General features: G+C 42.0%; 14 protein-coding genes and 1 riboswitch. Of the genes, 12 read left to right on the top strand and 2 right to left on the bottom strand.

Going from position 1 to position 13,828, the window contains the following annotated elements; all coding sequences use genetic code 11:
• Positions 1 to 242 precede the first annotated feature (242 nt).
• From HGJ98_RS18345 to HGJ98_RS18325, 5 genes are all read left to right on the top strand, one after another.
• Entirely contained in the window at positions 243 to 1,601 is a 1,359-nt protein-coding gene (locus HGJ98_RS18345; protein ID WP_291353154.1) for a sigma-54 dependent transcriptional regulator, read from the top strand.
• A gap of 58 nt (positions 1,602 to 1,659) precedes the next feature.
• Positions 1,660 to 2,832: an ATP-binding protein gene (locus tag HGJ98_RS18340; protein ID WP_291353153.1), complete on the top strand. Its 1,173-nt coding sequence runs from the start codon at positions 1,660 to 1,662 to the stop codon at positions 2,830 to 2,832.
• Between the two features lie 113 nt (positions 2,833 to 2,945).
• Entirely contained in the window at positions 2,946 to 3,842 is an 897-nt protein-coding gene (locus HGJ98_RS18335) for a radical SAM protein (protein WP_291353152.1), read from the top strand.
• A complete protein-coding gene (locus HGJ98_RS18330) occupies positions 3,839 to 4,801 on the top strand; it encodes a radical SAM protein (protein ID WP_291353151.1) in 963 nt (320 codons plus the stop codon). The genes HGJ98_RS18335 and HGJ98_RS18330 overlap by 4 nt, the downstream gene beginning before the upstream one ends.
• A gap of 14 nt (positions 4,802 to 4,815) precedes the next feature.
• Positions 4,816 to 5,628, top strand: coding sequence for a biotin/lipoate A/B protein ligase family protein (locus HGJ98_RS18325; protein WP_291353280.1), 813 nt, complete (start codon positions 4,816 to 4,818; stop codon positions 5,626 to 5,628).
• 141 nt (positions 5,629 to 5,769) lie between these two features.
• Here HGJ98_RS18325 and HGJ98_RS18320 read toward each other — a convergent pair whose 3' ends face one another.
• Positions 5,770 to 7,221 carry an NlpC/P60 family protein gene (locus HGJ98_RS18320; RefSeq protein WP_291353150.1) on the bottom strand — a complete coding sequence of 484 codons (1,452 nt, stop codon included), beginning with the start codon at positions 7,219 to 7,221 and terminating at the stop codon, positions 5,770 to 5,772.
• Position 7,222: 1 nt separating this feature from the next.
• A riboswitch (cyclic di-AMP (ydaO/yuaA leader) is annotated at positions 7,223 to 7,359 on the bottom strand.
• 46 nt (positions 7,360 to 7,405) lie between these two features.
• On the opposite strand from HGJ98_RS18320, the gene HGJ98_RS18315 reads away from it, so the two are divergent.
• The 7 genes from HGJ98_RS18315 (at position 7,406) to HGJ98_RS18285 (ending at position 11,976) form a co-directional block, all read left to right on the top strand.
• On the top strand, positions 7,406 to 7,534 hold the full coding sequence (locus tag HGJ98_RS18315) for a hypothetical protein (protein WP_291353149.1): 129 nt from the start codon (positions 7,406 to 7,408) through the stop codon (positions 7,532 to 7,534).
• Positions 7,535 to 7,563: 29 nt separating this feature from the next.
• Positions 7,564 to 7,713 (top strand): hypothetical protein, encoded by a 150-nt coding sequence (locus tag HGJ98_RS18310; protein WP_291353148.1) that lies wholly within the window; start codon positions 7,564 to 7,566, stop codon positions 7,711 to 7,713.
• Between the two features lie 53 nt (positions 7,714 to 7,766).
• Positions 7,767 to 8,015 (top strand): hypothetical protein, encoded by a 249-nt coding sequence (locus tag HGJ98_RS18305; RefSeq protein ID WP_291353147.1) that lies wholly within the window; start codon positions 7,767 to 7,769, stop codon positions 8,013 to 8,015.
• Between the two features lie 26 nt (positions 8,016 to 8,041).
• Positions 8,042 to 9,133: a methyltransferase gene (locus HGJ98_RS18300; RefSeq protein WP_291353146.1), complete on the top strand. Its 1,092-nt coding sequence runs from the start codon at positions 8,042 to 8,044 to the stop codon at positions 9,131 to 9,133.
• A 46-nt stretch (positions 9,134 to 9,179) separates the two neighbouring features.
• The gene (locus tag HGJ98_RS18295; protein ID WP_291353145.1) at positions 9,180 to 10,007 is read left to right on the top strand and encodes a pentapeptide repeat-containing protein; all 828 of its coding nucleotides are present in this window, start codon (positions 9,180 to 9,182) and stop codon (positions 10,005 to 10,007) included.
• 168 nt (positions 10,008 to 10,175) lie between these two features.
• Positions 10,176 to 11,333, top strand: coding sequence for an FAD-binding oxidoreductase (locus HGJ98_RS18290; protein WP_291353144.1), 1,158 nt, complete (start codon positions 10,176 to 10,178; stop codon positions 11,331 to 11,333).
• 67 nt (positions 11,334 to 11,400) lie between these two features.
• Entirely contained in the window at positions 11,401 to 11,976 is a 576-nt protein-coding gene (locus HGJ98_RS18285; protein WP_291353143.1) for a class I SAM-dependent methyltransferase, read from the top strand.
• Between the two features lie 101 nt (positions 11,977 to 12,077).
• Here HGJ98_RS18285 and ilvA read toward each other — a convergent pair whose 3' ends face one another.
• On the bottom strand, positions 12,078 to 13,283 hold the full coding sequence (ilvA, locus tag HGJ98_RS18280) for a threonine ammonia-lyase (protein ID WP_291353142.1): 1,206 nt from the start codon (positions 13,281 to 13,283) through the stop codon (positions 12,078 to 12,080).
• Positions 13,284 to 13,828 lie beyond the last annotated feature (545 nt).

Below are 13,828 nucleotides of genomic sequence, written 5' to 3'. Positions count from 1 at the left end.
AATTGTGCCAAGTTCCTGAATCTAATCATTATGGTAAGAAGTTCACTAGCTAGCGTTAAACGTTGAGTCATGTTGGAAGATGTAGTTAGCTTTGACAAGGGAACAAGCAATAGTTAGTTTAGATTCTTCATATTTAGAGTTGGTCTAGGAGCTGAAAATAAGTTGTTAAGCATAGGGGTTAAAAAGTTGCGGGATTTCCCACACTATGGTGTAGGAAATCCCGCAGTCGAGGAGGGCTATAATTGCGAAAGATATTAATCGCAGATGATGAAGCGAATATGCGTTGGGTTTTAGAACGGGCCTTAAGCAAAGCGGGTTATGATGTGGAGACTGCAGAGGATGGGCAAATCGCTTTAGATCGTGCCTTCTCGGAGCGTCCGGATTTAGTTCTTGTTGATTTGAAAATGCCCAAGATAGATGGGCTAAGTGTCTTGAAGAGGTTGAAAGAGCATTATCCAGATTTAATGATTGTTATGATGACTGCACATGGAAATACCGCGACAGCGGTCGAGGCTATGAAGTCCGGTGCTCACGATTATTTGATGAAACCCTTTGATATTGATGAGCTCCTCATTACAGTCAGAAAGGCTTTTGAAGTAGAAAGCTTACGTGAGCAGGTGGATTATTTAAAGGAAGAGTTCCAGGGCGATGGATGGAATTTGGTAGGAAATAGTGAAGGGATGAAGGCCGTTAAACACCTAGTTGAACGGGTTGCTCCCACACCAGCTACGGTGCTCATTCAAGGGGAATCGGGTACTGGGAAGGAATTAGTAGCCCACGCTATACATACTTTAAGTCCGCGCGTGAATGGGCCGTTCATTCGAGTCAATTGTGCCGCATTGACGGAGACCTTGCTAGAAAGCGAATTGTTCGGGCATGAAAAAGGAGCGTTTACAGGAGCACATGCTAGAAAGTCAGGTCGTTTCGAGTTGGCTGATGGAGGTACTCTTTTTCTTGATGAGATTGGTGAACTATCCTTTAACGTTCAAGCTAAGTTGTTGAGAGTTCTTCAAGAGAGGACATTTGAGCGGGTCGGCGGGGAAAAAACGATCAAGGTTGATGTGCGGATTATTGCTGCTACAAACCGGGACTTGCTGAAAGAGGCACAAGAAGGGCGTTTCAGAGAGGATTTATACTATCGACTGAGCGTCTTTCCGATCTCGATACCTCCCTTACGGGAACGTGGGGAGGATATCCCTAATCTTGCTGATTATTTCTTGAAGAAACTTTCAAACTATGGACCTAAAAAGAGTCTAAGTCAGGAAGTTCTAACTCGGCTTATGGCATATGATTGGCCGGGAAACGTCCGTGAATTGGAAAATGTGGTTGAACGAATGGTTATTATTTCTCAAGGAGCGGTAATTGGTTTAGATGGATTGTCAATCTTAAACAATCCTTCAAAAGTGGAGAAGGGGGCCTTACCCTTTGTGCTGCCTCCAGAGGGTGTTTCCCTCGAGGAACTAGAGAAATCTTTTCTTCAGCAGGCCATGGAACAAACGGGAGGGAACCAAAGCCAGGCGGCAAAAAAATTAGGGCTCTCTAGGCATGCTTTTTTATATCGTTTAGAGAAATATGGAATTGATCCTCACTGGGGGATTTAGGGGAAATTTATGTAATTTAATCTATTCTAGGATAATAACTGTAAGGTGGTAGGTTTCTTTGCTAAATTCAATGCATGAATCCCCAGCTGCAAAGCGTGCACGTACTCTCTTTGACCTCGTTTCAATCGGACTTGTTGTGGTGGGTTTGACGATAATTCACTATACGAATTATCATTATAATGTGGATTACCATATCCTCCTTCAATTCGCCTATTATCTCCCAGTGATTTATGCCGCTATGCGTTTTGGCCCTGCAGGAGGCATCCTATCTAGCTTTGTAATTACGTTACTTTTCATACCGCTCATGACGCATTTTCAGGAGACGTTGACACCAGCTGCTAAGTATACACAGTGGGTAGAAGTTGGCTTAATTAACGTCATTGGCTGGTTAACTGGCTTCTTAACGGAAGAGGAGCGGAAAGCAAAACGAAAATACCAGCTAGCACTTACCGTCCAAAAAGAATTAGTGGAGAAGTTAAAGAGAGAAGGGCGGGAACGTGAACGATTAGAGGGTGAGATCCGGCAAACTGAACGGGTAACCGCATTGGGGCATATGAGTGCCGGCTTAGCTCATGAAATACGCAATCCCTTGGGGATTATGAAAGTTAGCATCCAAATGCTACGCCAGGAAAAATGCGACGATGAAGTGGTTTCAGAGTATTGTCGGGTACTTCTGGAAGAATGTGAACGCTTAAATCGCTTAGTGAACGAGTTTCTGTCTTTTGCTCGGCCAAAAGAACTAGTACGTCAACGGATTACCTTGGGGAAACTCGTAGATGAGGGAGTTAGGTTGATTCAACCAGCCTTGCGGCAAAACCATATTGAGTTAGAACAAGCACGATGCCACGTCGATTTGCAAGAAGTTGAAGTAGACCCAGACCAGATGAAGCAAGTTATACTCAATATTTTGCTTAATGCCATAGATGCCCAGGGGCAAGGCGGCGTGATTTATCTAGAGGGAGTTCAAAGAGATGGTTTTTTAGGCTTCGCTGTTAGTGACCAAGGGCCAGGTATTTTGTCAGAGGCTATGCCTTACATCTATGACCCATTTTTTACGACAAAGGAAAATGGAACAGGCTTGGGGCTCTCTGTTGTACATCGAATTCTTGATCAGCATGGGGGGAAGATAACAATTGGAAATCGTATCGAGGGAGGGGTTTGCGTGGAAATACTGTTGCCCTATCCTAGGGGGGATAAGGGGATAGTAAACCGATCCCCTGTCCCACATTGAAAAAAGCAACCTGAAGGTTTATAGTGAAAGTTAGCTATTTAATTAAAGTCGCTGAATGGGTAAAACGGGTATGCTGAGTGAAAGATCCAAATAATCGTAAAGGAGAAAGTAATTTGGAGCAAAATACTTACTCATTAGAGACTAATAACTGGATTAATAAGGGGTGGGAAATACGCGTAACTAATTTTCCACCCGAGATATACTTTGATTTTCCGACCAAGACTGAAAGCGTAAGTTTGACTGGAACGGCTTGTTCTCTCAATTGTGCACATTGTGGTGGACATTATCTAAAAGGAATGACAGACATAGAAGGGTTAGAGTTAACCTCCCAGTTAACCCACGAGCTTTCGTTTTCCAGTGCCTTAATTAGCGGCGGATGTACACAGGATGGTAAGGTGCCTTTTTGGAACCGCTTAGACCTTTTACATGAACTAAAACATAGGAAGGTACGAATGAATTTTCATGTAGGCCTAATTGATGAGAAGGAAATCCAGCTGCTAAAAGAGTTAGCAGATGTAGTTTCTTTTGATTTTGTAGGAGATGAAGATACTATCCGGGAGGTATACGGTCTAGAACACAAAGTAGAGGATTATATTCGAGTTTATCAGGATTTGCGCAAACATGTGAAGCTCATTCCCCATTTAACGCTTGGGTTAAGGGGCGGAATTTGGAGTGGAGAGGATAAGGCTTTGGATATTCTTGAGGATCTGGGCTTGGATGGGCTGGTGTTTAATGTGTTTATTCCAACGCCAGGAACTATTTACTCCCATCGAACCCCCCCAAATTTAGAAGAAGTCGTCCGTTTCATAGCTAAAGCAAGGGTGCGCTTTCCAAAAAATCCTCTAGCACTTGGCTGTATGCGTCCTAAAGGGAGTTATAGACAAAAGCTTGATGAGGCAGCGGTAGCGTCAGGAATTAATAGAATTGTAATTCCTACTCCTAAGGCCCGGCAGTTAGTAGAAGAAAAAAGATTAATCATCAAACGGGGAGAGGAATGTTGTGCTCTATGATTCGTTGTTCTGCAGGAACCGCTAAAGTATTAGGCTTAAATAACATAAAAGCGGATGAATTGCCAACCACTGCCTATCTAATGGTGGGAGAACATTGTAAGTTTAATTGCGCCTTTTGTGCTCAAGCCCGAGAGAGTAGGTCGAGGACTAACCTTCTCTCCAGGGTGGTTTGGCCAGAAATTCATGAACAGGAAGTTCTTAAGGGTTTGCAAATACCCGAAGCACAAAAGGTCATGCAGAGGGTCTGTTTTCAAGTTGTTCAAGATGGCAAGGCCCTAGAGGAAGCCAAAAGCTACGTTAGAAAAATTAAGAGCGATAACCCCGCTATGCCAATCTGTGTCTCTGCAGGTCCACGCAGCCTAGATGAGATTGAAGATTTACTAAAGCATGGTGTTGATCGCGTAAGTTTAGCACTTGATGCAGCTACCCCAGAGGTTTTTGCTCAGGCCAAAGATGGATCTTGGCAAAGTCGCTATGATTTACTCTTAGAAGCTGCAGGTAAATTTCCGGGGCATATTGGTACCCACCTTATCGTCGGGTTGGGGGAAACTGAAGAAGATATGGCTAGAATTATCCAAGACATGTATGATAAAGGAATCACAGTAGCTTTATTTGCATTTACTCCGGTAAAGGGGACTCGTATGGAGAATTCGGTTAAACCGGAATTAGAGCATTATCGTCGCATACAGGTTGCCCATTATCTAATCCGACGAAAATTCACTCGGGTAGATGAATTCGTATTTCTAAGGGGCAAGATTGTGAGTTTTTCCCTGCCTTTAGACCAACTTTGGGAGTATCTTTCCGATGGTGAGGCATTTCGGACTTCGGGTTGCTCAGGATGTAACCGTCCCTATTACAATGAATCTCCCAGGGAAGAATTCTATAACTACCCAAGATCCCTTACCCCGGAAGAAGTAAAAAGATGCTGGCAGGAACTCATTACTAACCTAGATAAGTAGCTGAGGTGAGAAAAATGAAAACTTGGAGATATTTGCCTTATACCGTTCTTACTGGCGCCGAAAACATGGCGATCGATGAGGCAATTATGGATATTATGAAAAAGAATAACCCTACAGAACCAGTTTTACGGTTTTATGGGTGGAAGCCGACTACTTTATCGTTGGGTTATGCTCAGAGTTACGCTAAAGAAGTGGATGCGGAGGCCTGCCGCCGAGCAAATATTGATGTAGTACGAAGGCCCACGGGTGGCAGGGCTGTATTACATCAGTATGAACTAACCTATAGTGTTATTGTCCCGGAATCTGAGGAACATGTTAAAGGAACAGTTATCGAATCCTATTTAAAAATAAGTCAAGGATTGTTAAAAGGGATTAATGCAGTTGGAGTACCAGCCGAATTAGTAGCCCATGCAAATTCCTCCCACACGGGAACAGCAGCCTGTTTTGACGCTCCTTCGTGGTACGAACTAGTGGTAGAGGGAAAGAAGCTTGTAGGAAGTGCCCAGATGCGCAGAGACGGAATGCTTTTGCAACATGGCTCAATTATCTTGCATTTTGATACGGAACTTCTATTTAGGCTCTTAAAGCTTCCAAACGAAGAAGTCCGTCAGCGTCTGATTAAGAGCTTTAAGGCCAAAGCTTGCGCCCTAGATGAAGTATGGATGCGGCCAGTGACGATTGATGAGTTAGAAAGAGAACTATGTTTAGGATTTGAAGAGATTATGGGTATAAAACTTGTACCTTCGGTTTTGACTGAGGAAGAGAAACTAAAGTCGGAACAGTTGGTCGAAAAATACAACTCACAGGAGTGGACAATGAAACGCTAAAGTGATGTACATTATTGACTGCACTGCTCAAGGGACAATAACCATTAGTGGTCCCGCTAATATTTCCGGTAAAGTGGTCAGTTAAAAAAAGACAAAGAGCAACAGCATTGGCTGTTGCTCTTTGTATAGTATTCTTCTTCTCTAGTATCTGCGTGCTCCAAGATAACGGGAGGAGTAAAAGCTATCATTTAGGCTAGATGTTTTAACACCGCTGCCAGGGTTACTGGCGTGAACAAAATTTCCACCACCGATATAAATCCCGACATGAGAAGCGCCTTTAGCATAGGTGGAAAAGAAGACTAAATCGCCTGATTGAAGGTTGTTTTTGCTTACTGCAGTACCCGAGGCGAATTGTGCATAAGATGTACGAGGAAGGGATATCCCTGAGCCCGAGTAGACATATTTAGTGAAACCCGAACAATCAAAACCATTTTTTGTTGTTCCACCAAACACATAGGACGTACCTTGCAAGCTAAGTGCCCTATTTATTAATGATGAAGAGCCGCCGCTGCTTCCACGCGAGACACCATAAGCTACAGTTACAGGCTGACTACTGGGCCCTTTAGCAACGACCTGATTGACAGGTGCTTTCACGATTTTTTCATCTAATACTTGTTTGGTAACATCAATACCATTCTTTTGTACATAGGAATAAGTAACTAATTTTGAGCCATTACTTCCTTGTTCAATGACTTTTGTTTGTCCAACTCTTAAACTCTTATCAGTTTTTGTGACGACATCATAGGGGATTGTTTCTGAACCTGAATATGTTCCCTCACTTACGACTGTAAGATAAGGAGTAGTTGAAACAAGTTTGATAATTTGGCCAGGCTGCAATTTGGTATCTTCGTTCGCTCCTGGATTTCCAGCCAATACTTCATCCGTTAACATGTCGTTTTTACGGGCTATAAGCCACCAAGAATCATTGGCCTGGACAGTATATTCCTTGGTTGCTATTTTACCGTTCATTAACATTTTGTAAGTGTCATCAAACTTTTTCATTTCTTCTGGTTTAACTTCTGTCACTTCGATACTAACCTCTTCGGCAAAATTAACGGAAGTCACCTTATTTTCATCACTTGGTTTTACATAATACTCTTCATAATCTTTAAGAACTTTCTCGGCATCTTCTTTGCTAGGTAAGAATGCTATAACTGACCCATTCACCTCTAACTTATAACCCTCAAGATAAAACTTTAATTTTTCTTGTAATGTATCTTCACTTAAAGTTGATTCATTATAGACGTCTGATTTAACCCTAACACGTTCATAGTCAATTTGGTCATGGGTCCTAGCAGTCAGTCCAAACGGCTCACCTTGTTGTTTCAGGATTGTTTCAACAAGAGTTTTCCCAGAATTGACATTTTGAACTAAACCAATTTGTTGACCGTTAATCATAACTGCAGCCGCAGAAGTGGTTGTCGACAGATAATAGGTAAGCCCACCAGTAAGCATAATTGTAATCGATAAGGTGCCGATTACCCGGGGTGATTTCCAGGAAATTTTTTGCTTATTGTGAAAGAAGTTATTAATATCCTTAACTCGGATTAACACGGTGTCTTTTAACCGCGACAGTACTGGAGACAAATGCATATTTTCTAACCTTTCTTAGCTTACGAGGTTAGTTGACGGATTCGGGCAACAAGGTGTAAGCCCTATGCGTATGGTACGCGATTCACCCCAAAAAAATATCCCCCGTTCTAGGTGGCCTAGATTCAGCTTTTATTATTATCAACGTTAGATATTCGACATAATATGCAAATGTCCTCTAAAATAAATGAATGAAATATATGGAATTTGGGGATTTGAACAGATACAATCTTATGAAGTAGGGATCATTCAATTGGAAGGATTTTTAAGAAAGATGTTGAAGTGTGGTACTACGAAGGACGAATATGCAGAGTGAGAAATAGCATGTAAGGGGAAGAGTGTCTTATGGAACCATCGCTCATAATTATCGGCGGTGGCGTCGCGGGTCTTACAGCTGGGTGCTATGCTAGAATGAATGGTAAAATTACCGTTCATAATAAATTCTATGACCCCCATGCTGCACCCAAAGGGAAGAGCGCTATAACAGTTTTTTAGATTCCGATTACCGTTGGTGGAAAGAAGTCGCTTCCAGTCCTGACCGCTATAGAATGGAAAAGGAACGTTGTGGCAAGAAGGTAATCGACATCATCTCTCGTTACCATGTTGGCTTTAGGGATAGAGTAGAAGTTATTGATGTTACCACGCCTTTGACGCGTGAGAGATATACTGGGAATTGGATGGGTGCTATGCAGGGACGTAAACCCAATGCCAATATAATAAAGGCGCTCCTACAAATATATGGCTGGTCAATGGGTAGAGGTTTGGGGGGGAATAACCACAGCAGCTCAATCAGGTAGAAAAGCATCAAGCAATGTGAAACATGATGGTAAGCAATTTATCGCCACGAAAGCAAGTTATAGAATATGTAGTGGAGATAGAAAGGGGAATTTGGGTGAGAAAATTGCCAAAGATTGATAAAGACGTAAAGATACTACTTGATATGATTTATGCACCGATGTATACCAAAATATTGTTAGCAGCTATTGAGCTAGACTTGTTTTCAGAACTGGAAGAAAACAAAACTTATAATGATGTCGCGGTACGACTTGGATTGCACCCAAAGAATACCTCATACTTATTGGATTCACTAACAGCCATGGGATTGCTGAAAAAAAGTGATGAATTCTATGATAATACTGCACTGTCAAAAAAATATCTGGTAAGAAGCCAGGAAATGTTTATTGGAGAGCACCTTAAAGTCACCTGCATGACTACCGGTTTTGAGGATATTGAAATCGTAAAACTTGTAAAGGAAGGTCCAAATAGCAAATGTGGGAACAGGGAGGAAAACGATGTATCTGAGTTGTTCGGTGACTACACCGAATTGGTGAAAGGTGCTCAAAAAGGAGGCAGAGCAACTGAAATTGCAGCTCTTGCTTCATCCCTGCCTGAATTTGAAGGTTTTAGAAAGATGCTCGATCTTGGAGGGGGACCTGGATTACTCGGGATGGCAGTAGTTAAGGCGCATCCAGTGATGAAGGGAGTCATATTTGATACTCCGGAAGTTGGAAAGACCGCTGAGGAATCGATTAAGGAATATAACCTGGGAGACCGAGTTAAAATGATGACAGGGGACTATACTGTGGATTCTATAGGTGGAGAGTATGATTTTATCATGGCAATTGGTACGTTGAATTTTGCCAAACATGATCTAGATACAGTAATAAAGAAAATATATGATGCTCTAAATCCAAAAGGTGTGTTTATGTGCATTTCGGAAGGATTGACCTCTGAAAAAACTAGCCCAAGGGAGATGGTGGTCAGCTGGCTACCGTACTTCCTGAAAGGCCGGGATTTCAGTCTGGAACAGGGAGAAGTAAGTAACTCTGCTTTAAGAATAGGTTTTCGAAGCATATATAAACAGACCCTAGATTTGCTGACAGGTAAAATGGATGTAGATATCGCAAGAAAATAGCAAGAATAAACTGAAAAAAGAAATAAGTATATGTGAGATGAATAAAATGAACAATCTACAAGCTGACTGCGTAAACTGTTTCGGTTTATGCTGTGTTGCGCTCTACTTTTCCGCTTCGGAAGGCTTCCCAATCGACAAAGACGCTGGACAGCCTTGCCAAAATCTACAACAAGATTATCGCTGTTGTGTACATAAAAACCTCAAGGAACAGGGCCTTAAAGGTTGCCTTTCATTTGACTGTTTTGGTGCGGGGCAAAAGGTTTCTCGAGTTAGTTTCGGAGGAAATGACTGGAGGAAGGTCCCGGAATCTGCAGGACCAATGTTCAAGGTATTTCTAATCATGCGACAACTTCATGAGTTACTATGGTATCTTACAGAAGCGCAGACGTTGCAACCAGCACGTTCTATCCATAATGTGCTCAGCTCCATGCTCGAGGAAACGGAACAGCTTACTTACCTTAGCCCGGACTCTCTCATAGATCTAAACGTGGCTGAACATAGGTCAAAAGTAAATACGCTGCTTCTAAAGACCAGTGAACTTGTTCGTGCCGAAGCTTATCGGGGGCAGAAGTCTCACTTGGGGAGTAGGAAGGCCTTCGGGCGAGGAACTGACCTAGTTGGAGCTGACTTGAGAAAATTGAACTTAAGAGGAGCTAACTTGAGAGGGGCCCTTCTGATTGCTGCTGACCTTAGAGGAAATGACCTAAGTGGGACAGATTTTATCGGAGCTGATTTCCGAGATGCAGATTTGCGAGGAGCCGACCTTAGCAAGAGTATCTTTCTCACCCAAGCTCAACTTAACGTGGCGAAGGGGGATACTAGCACAAAGTTTCCCTCGACACTAAATCGACCAGCGCACTGGGCTTTACTATAAGTCGTTCTGGGATTTAACGAAAGATTGAGTTTAACGGACAGCCGTGGCAACACAATTTTATTTTAGCTCTCATCGGAAACGGTAAAACATTATTTGATCCTCAGGAGGAATATTTAGGAACCATGTTGAAGTGTTTTCTATCCCTTTTTTAAAGGCAGGTAGAAAATAATGGAGATTTGTAATAAAGAAAAGGCGGATATTGTCATTATTGGTGCAGGCATTATTGGCTTAAGTATTGCTTATCACATTCTAAGGGTTGATCCTAAGCGATCGATAACTGTATTAGAAAAGGATAAGATCCTAGGCATGGGTTCCACGGGCAAATGCACTGGAGGTATCCGCTACCAATTTAGCAGTCCGTTGCTCAGACGCTTGAGCCTTCTCAGCAGGGACTTTTTCCTCAAGTTTGAGTCAACATTTGATACTCCAATTTGGTATTCGGAAAAGGGCAATTTAATGTTAGCAGCTAATGAAGTATTGTGGAATCAACTACAAATCACATCCGCACAAGCTAAGGTTGATGGCATTCCAATGAAGTTGTTGAACCAGGAAGAACTGTTAAACTATTACCCGTATCTTCACAAGGATAATTTCTTGGGGGGAACAGTGTGCCCATGGGATGCTTATGCGGACCCTTATGCTGTTTTAGCAGGTCTTTATGCGTCAATACGCCGTCATAAGGTTGACGTTCTTCTTGGCTGGGAAGCAACCAAAATCATCATTGAAGAAGATAAGGTTAAAGGCGTTGAAACCCCTCAGGGGACAATCTGGAGCCCAATCATTGTGAATGCTGCCGGCCCACATGCAGCTCAATTAGCGGCAATGGCAGATATCATTCTTCCAGTACAACCCTTCCGTCGTCAAATTTACGTCTGCAGCAACCCCAAGGATCTACAAAAAAATGCTCCTACAATTATTGATTTAGCCTCTGGTTTTTATTTGCATCAGGAAGCCAGCGGTAAGACGGTATTGCTGGGAGGAACAGATCAAGATACTTGGCCTGGTTTTGAAGAAGTAGTTGATAAATCTGTGGTCGAAGAGTTTTTTCTAGCGGCGATGGAGATCATTCCTTCCGCCATGGATATAAAATGGTTGCGTACGTATACTGGAATTTGCGAACAAACACCGGATTTGCATCCGGTGATGGGAGAGGCACCGGGGTTAAAGGGATTGTTTTTGGCTAATGGATTCAGCGGAAATGGCTTCATGCATGCTCCAGCTGTAGGGAGAATCTTATCCGATTTAATTTTAAAAGGCGGAACTAAGTTGATCGATGTGAGTTTATTAACTCCTGATCGATTTGCGAAAGGTACGCAAATGGAATGAAGTACAACTACTGATAAATTGCATCACGCTTATCTTATGAAACAAACCATTGTAAGGAGAAGGATAGTTGAGAAATAGTTTTATTAATGCTGTTGAAATTTCAAAGGGAATATGTCAATCAAAGTTGGCGAATGGAGATACAGCTGTTGATTGCACTATGGGAAATGGCAATGATACAGCATTTTTATGCAGCTTGGTTGGAGAGAAAGGGAAAGTTTATGCTTTTGATATTCAAGAAGAAGCAGTTATTAGTACTCGCAAAAGGCTTAAGGAATTAAATATTCTTGAAAGATCAGAATTAATCCTTGATGGCCATGAGACTATTGATAAATACATAAAAGAAACGGTCAAATTAGTGATCTTTAATCTCGGCTATCTACCCAAGGGAAATCATAGCATTACAACAAAAAAAGAAACTACCCTTGTAGCCCTTCAAAAATGTTTATGTTTACTAGAGCCCAATGGTATTATCTTGATCATCATCTATCCAGGTCATGAGAACGGTAAACTTGAAAAAGAAGCCTTAGAAAGTTACACAGCTTCTTTAAGTCAAAAGGATTATAATGTTGTTAAGATAAGCTTTCAGAACCAGATTAATTTTCCCCCTGAACTGATTTGTATCGAAAAAGTCTGTCCTAAATGATTTAAAGCCTATAATGACAAGTTACAGATAAACAACCAAGGATTGAATTAGATTAATCTTTGGTTGTTTAATATTATCTTTAGGGGAGAAAGATGCTTCTATTACCGGATAACTCGGTAGTGATTTTCTTCGAGTAGCTTCTTGAGTGCTTGTACCTGAGCTTCATCGATAGTCTCTAACTCGAGTTCTACCTTTGCGTAACTGAGTGGAATATCTAAGGTTTCCCGACGATGTGCTACAGCGAGGACATTGGCTCCTCTACTAGCAATCAAATGCAATAGTTGAGCTAAAGCCCCAGGTCGATCACGCAGAACCGTAGTAAGAAAACACTTGCGACCATTTTTGACAAGTCCTTTGTCGATGGTGCGGGCTAGGATGTTAACGTCAACGTTTCCACCGCTCAATACTGCAACCATTTTACGATTTTTGTAATAAGATAGAGTATGGAGGATCGCAGCAGCTGCAGCAGCCCCCGCACCTTCTGCGACGACTTTAGCGCTTTCTAGGAATAATAGCATAGTACTGGCTATTTCATCTTCGTCGACGGTCACAATTTCATCAACATATCGTTTTACAAGCTCAAATGTCAGGTCGCCAGGTGTTTTTACCGCTATTCCATCGGCAATGCTCGGGATTCCATTGATCGTCATTACTTGTTTATGGGCAATCGATTCCTGCATTGAGGGATTGTTTTTACTCTGGACACCTATTATCTTCACAGCGGGATGTAAAGACTTTAATGCCAAGGCGACACCTGAGATCAATCCGCCTCCCCCAATTGGGAGGACTATAACTTCCACATCAGGAAGATCTTCAAGGATCTCTAAGGCAATGGTTCCCTGACCTGCAATGACGAGTGGATCATCGAAGGGATGAATAAACGTCGCCTGGGTTTCAGATTGAATGCGACGGGCCTCATTGTAAGCCTCGTCATAGACTTCCCCGTAAAGAATGACGTCTGCGCCATACCTCCGGGTAGCCGTCACCTTAGAAAGGGGAGCGTGCTTAGGCATGACGATGGTTGATTTGATGCCATAAATTGCTGCAGCCACAGCGACACCTTGAGCATGGTTACCGGCAGATGATGCAATTACACCAGATTGTTTTTGTTTTTCAGATAAATGGGCAATTTTATTGTACGCTCCTCTAAGTTTAAAAGAGCCCGTACGTTGAAGGTTCTCCATCTTTACGTAAACCTGATTACCACTCAGATCGCTCAAGCTAGGGTTGTGGACCAAGGCCGTTTTATAGGATATTCCCTGGAGTGTAGCTTTCGCCTTAATAATGTCATCAATAGAAATATCCATCAATTTGACTTCCTTCCTAAATAAAATACTTCTTTTGACTATTATTTATCCGCTAAAATGTAGTTTGTTCATCTTAGATACGATCTATGAGAAAAAACATGGTTCCCGATAATTAAGATTACACGGATGTTACTAGTGATACATGCAGGATAACTCCGGATAACTACCTTGGATATGGATTAAAATAACAATTGACATCGGAATGTAAAAGAGGTATGCTAACTGAGCGTCAAAAACGGGGTAGCTTAGTCAAAGGAATCATTGAGCTATTGACGACGAGGTTTGGAAATGTTAATATATGAGTCCGGCCTAAACAGCCAGTGAATCACGAAAACGAAAAATGCAAGGAGTTACTACTTCGAGCTAGTTGAAAAAAGTATTGACAACGCAAGTTAAAAATGCTAAGATGTGATTCTGGCCCAAACGGGGCAAGAAAATGATGGTCTTTGAAAACTAAACAACAAGGACAGCCAATGAGAGAGACTCGAAAGAGTTTCAAAATAAATCATGAGTCAATCATCTTCTTCTAGAAGAAGTGAAATAAC

This window comes from Desulfosporosinus sp. (assembly GCF_014237355.1).
Classification (GTDB): Bacteria; Bacillota; Desulfitobacteriia; order Desulfitobacteriales; family Desulfitobacteriaceae; genus Desulfosporosinus.
This window is presented reverse-complemented; position numbering and strand designations above follow the sequence as displayed.